The organism is Dehalococcoidia bacterium (genome assembly GCA_028711995.1).
In the GTDB taxonomy this organism is placed as follows: domain Bacteria; phylum Chloroflexota; class Dehalococcoidia; order SZUA-161; family SpSt-899; genus JAQTRE01.
Map to the genome: position 1 here is coordinate 1 of JAQTRE010000212.1, position 3,325 is coordinate 3,325.

Annotated in this window: 4 protein-coding genes and 2 tRNA genes; 3 read left to right on the forward strand and 3 right to left on the reverse strand. The window is 52.6% G+C overall.

Annotated elements, in window-relative coordinates:
• Both PHV74_15620 and PHV74_15625 read left to right on the forward strand, forming a co-directional pair.
• The coding region (locus tag PHV74_15620; protein MDD5095782.1) for a hypothetical protein at positions 1-209 on the forward strand (209 nt) is incomplete at its 5' end.
• A 180-nt stretch (positions 210-389) separates the two neighbouring features.
• Positions 390-1,196 carry a dihydroorotate dehydrogenase electron transfer subunit gene (locus PHV74_15625; protein MDD5095783.1) on the forward strand — a complete coding sequence of 269 codons (807 nt, stop codon included), beginning with the start codon at positions 390-392 and terminating at the stop codon, positions 1,194-1,196.
• Here the strand turns inward: PHV74_15625 and PHV74_15630 are convergent.
• The 3 genes from PHV74_15630 to PHV74_15640 all read right to left on the reverse strand — a co-directional run bounded on the left by PHV74_15630 (position 1,180) and on the right by PHV74_15640 (position 2,753).
• A complete protein-coding gene (locus PHV74_15630; GenBank protein MDD5095784.1) occupies positions 1,180-2,463 on the reverse strand; it encodes an adenylosuccinate synthase in 1,284 nt (427 codons plus the stop codon). The genes PHV74_15625 and PHV74_15630 overlap by 17 nt on opposite strands.
• Positions 2,464-2,550: 87 nt before the next feature.
• A tRNA-Ser gene (locus PHV74_15635) sits at positions 2,551-2,635 on the reverse strand.
• Positions 2,636-2,667: 32 nt separating this feature from the next.
• Positions 2,668-2,753 (reverse strand) — tRNA-Ser (locus PHV74_15640).
• A 98-nt stretch (positions 2,754-2,851) separates the two neighbouring features.
• Here PHV74_15640 and PHV74_15645 point away from each other — a divergent pair.
• A complete protein-coding gene (locus PHV74_15645) occupies positions 2,852-3,283 on the forward strand; it encodes a transcriptional repressor (GenBank protein MDD5095785.1) in 432 nt (143 codons plus the stop codon).
• Positions 3,284-3,325 lie beyond the last annotated feature (42 nt).

Sequence of the window (3,325 nt, forward strand, 5' to 3'; positions counted from 1 at the left end):
TTGAGCCTTTGAAGACGATGTGGGAGGCCAGCGACTGTATCTGTTCCCAAAGGCTTCATGACTTCATGCCGGAATGGATCGAAGCGCTTTCTTATCATGAGGAATTGAATGTCGAAGTCTCTGTAAAGCAATTGTGGAAACAGGCATTATACCCCAACACCTGCGGGGTCAAGAAAAGGCGTGGACAAGCGGACAACTCTTCGAGTTGACCCACATCTCCACGCCTCTGCTGTTACTGATTTGGGTAACAGTAATTATGAGGCAAATAACGTATCTCCGGTAACCGTTTCTATTGACGCAACACGGGCAATGTACACGGTCAGGACATATCGGACAAGGCCTCATTCTTCCCATACATGGGGTTTAATCCCCCTGCATATTCCCCTATAATGGAACTGATGAAACAGATTGCCTCTCGAATAATCTCTTGCGCCGAGACGATGCCCAGAACTTACCTCATCTGGGTTCACGCCCCAGAAATCGCCGCCGAGGCCTGTCCGGGACAGTTTGTCACCATCCGATGCGGAGAAGGATTTGAACCTCTGCTGCGTCGCCCCCTGAGCATTCACAGAATCAAAGATGGAAATCTGGCCCTGCTTTTTGGCGTGGTCGGAAAGGGGACCGAGTGGCTTTCCCGGCAGAGTGCAGGCAGCTCACTCGATATTCTGGGCCCGCTGGGTAACGGTTTTCAAATTCGGAAGGAATCAAAAAAGCTGCTCATGGTTGCCGGAGGGATAGGCGTTGCGCCGCTGGTAGCGCTGGCAGAGAGAGCTATCGATGAAGGCCTTTCAGTAAAACTGCTGCTCGGGGCTAGGACATCTTCCCATCTCTATGCCGAAGCGATAGAGAATGTGGAAATCATCCAGGTCACCGAGGACGGATCGGCGGGGAAGAAGGGAATGGCAACCGATTTGTTAGCCTCTCTTGCGCCCTGGGCCGACCAGATATTCGCCTGCGGCCCAATCTCCATGTATCGGGCGATGGCGAATATGAAAGCCGATCTTGGCAACAAGCCCGTGCAGGTCACTCTGGAGCAGATAATGGGTTGCGGAGTAGGGGCCTGCCGCGGCTGCGCCGTGCCGACAGTGCGGGGAATGAAGATGGTATGCAATGACGGCCCCGTCTTCGATTTACGGGAAATAGTGTGGGAAGAGATGAAGGAGCCTTTTATCGACAGGCTCACGAGATCGATCTGAGAACAATCGTCTGATCTCTGCCCGGACCCACGGAGACCAGGTCAACCCGTGCGCCGATGACTTCCTCAATTCGTTTCAAATAGCGCTGCGCTTCTTTGGGAAGAGCCCCAAATTTCAAGATGTCCCTAGTTGGTTTTTGCCAACCCGGCATCTCCTCGTAAACGGGATCACACTTCTCCAGCATGGCGAAACTGGCAGGCGGGATTTTCAGAACATCGCCTTCGAGCTTATAGCCGGTACATATTTTCACCGTGGGCATGGTATCGAGGATATCGAACTTGGTGATGGCCACTCCTGTAAAACCATTCAGCCGGGAGCTGAAGCGCGCCGCTACCCCATCAAACCAGCCGCAACGCCGAGGCCGACCAGTGGTAGTGCCATACTCCTTGCCCCTCTCTCGAATCGTATCTCCGATGGCATCAGTTGACTCCGTGGGCATGGGACCGCCGCCTACACGTGTGGTGTACGCTTTGAATACCCCGATAATCTTATTGATCTTCGTCGGGCTCAATCCTGTCCCCAGGCAAGCGCCCCATGCGGTAGGGGGAGATGACGTCACATAGGGATAGGTGCCGAAGTCAATATCCAGCATAGTTCCCTGAGCGCCTTCAAGGATGATGGTGTCGTTTCTTTCTGCCGCATCGTTTATGATCGAACTCGTCTCCCTGATGAAAGGAACAAGTCGGTCAATGTATATGCAGTATTCTCGATCTATATCGTCAAAAGATAGTGGCTTGCCCCCGAACACCTTGGTGATGCTTTTATTCTTGTAATCTAAAACGACCTTGAGACGTTTTTTAAACAGGTCTTTATCCAGCAAATCGCCCATCCGTATTCCCAACCGCGATACCTTGTCGGCAAATGCAGGTCCAATGCCCTGTCTGGTAGTGCCTAAAGCGCGGACGCCTCGGGCATCTTCTTCCAGGCCGTCGAGAAGGAGGTGATGAGGCATGATCAAGTGGGCCCGGTCGCTGATAAAGAGCCGGCTCGTATCAATGCCGCGCTTTTGCAGGTCATCGAGTTCTCCGATGAGAACTTTGGGATTGATAACCACGCCGTTCCCGATCAGGCAATCCACTTTAGAATGAAAGATGCCTGAAGGTATCAGGTGCAGTTTGAATTCACCGAACTTGTTTACTACGGTATGCCCGGCGTTGCTACCCCCGGAGAATCGAGCTACAATATTCGCCCTTTCTGCCAAAAGGTCAACGATCTTACCTTTTCCTTCGTCCCCCCACTGCCCCCCGATGATGGCGATTACTGGCATCTGTGCACCTCTTCTCTATCAGTGATATCGAGTCTCCACATCCTCATCTTTCACACCGCTTGCCCCGCCGTCATGAGCATGAAAAAGCGGAGAGGGAGGGATTCGAACCCTCGATACCATTCGGTATACCGCCTTTCCAAGACGGCGCACTAGGCCTCTATGCGACCTCTCCACGTTACCGTGATTGTCCCCTTTTTAACAAAGCGGAGGAGGTGGGATTCGAACCCACGGTCCCCAGAGGGGACACCGCTTTTCGAGAGCGGCACCATCGTCCACTCGGTCACCCCTCCCCAGCGGCGATTATACCATTCAGTGAAGCCCTTGACAACTCAGGCGGCGATACGTTATCATGTCCTAAATGAAAATGACTTTCATTTAGGAATTTGGGATGAGACCTAAGGATAAAAAACTGGCTTCAATCCTCACTCAGAATGGTTACAAACTCACCAGCCAGCGGTTAGCTGTTCTCGACGTGATTGCCAATGCACAGGAACACCTGACTCCCGCTGCCGTGCATCGGAAAGTAAGCCAGGATCATTCCGAAATCGGGCTGGTGACCGTTTACCGAACGCTGGAGATGCTCTCCGATCTGGGCCTTATCTGCAAGGTGGACCATCCGGGCAAGTCAAGCAGTTATACTCTAGCGCCGGCAGGACACCACCATCATCTGATTTGCTCCCGGTGTGGCGTGGTGGCTGATTTTACCGAATGTAATCTGGGAGAATTGGAGCAAAGACTTGCCCGGGATACCGGATTTGAGATCGAAGGGCATCTGCTTCAGTTTGTCGGGATATGTCAGCATTGCCGGAAACAAAGCTAGGAGCCTGTATATGAGAAGGAGGACCTGGATAAGTTTGGCAGT

Bases quoted from the DNA above. Each gene is read 5' to 3' on its own strand.
- PHV74_15625 (MDD5095783.1), top strand. From the start codon at position 390: ATGGAACTGATGAAACAGATTGCCTCTCGAATAATCTCTTGCGCCGAG.
- PHV74_15630 (MDD5095784.1), bottom strand. From the start codon at position 2,463: ATGCCAGTAATCGCCATCATCGGGGGGCAGTGGGGGGACGAAGGAAAA.
- PHV74_15645 (MDD5095785.1), top strand. From the start codon at position 2,852: ATGAGACCTAAGGATAAAAAACTGGCTTCAATCCTCACTCAGAATGGT.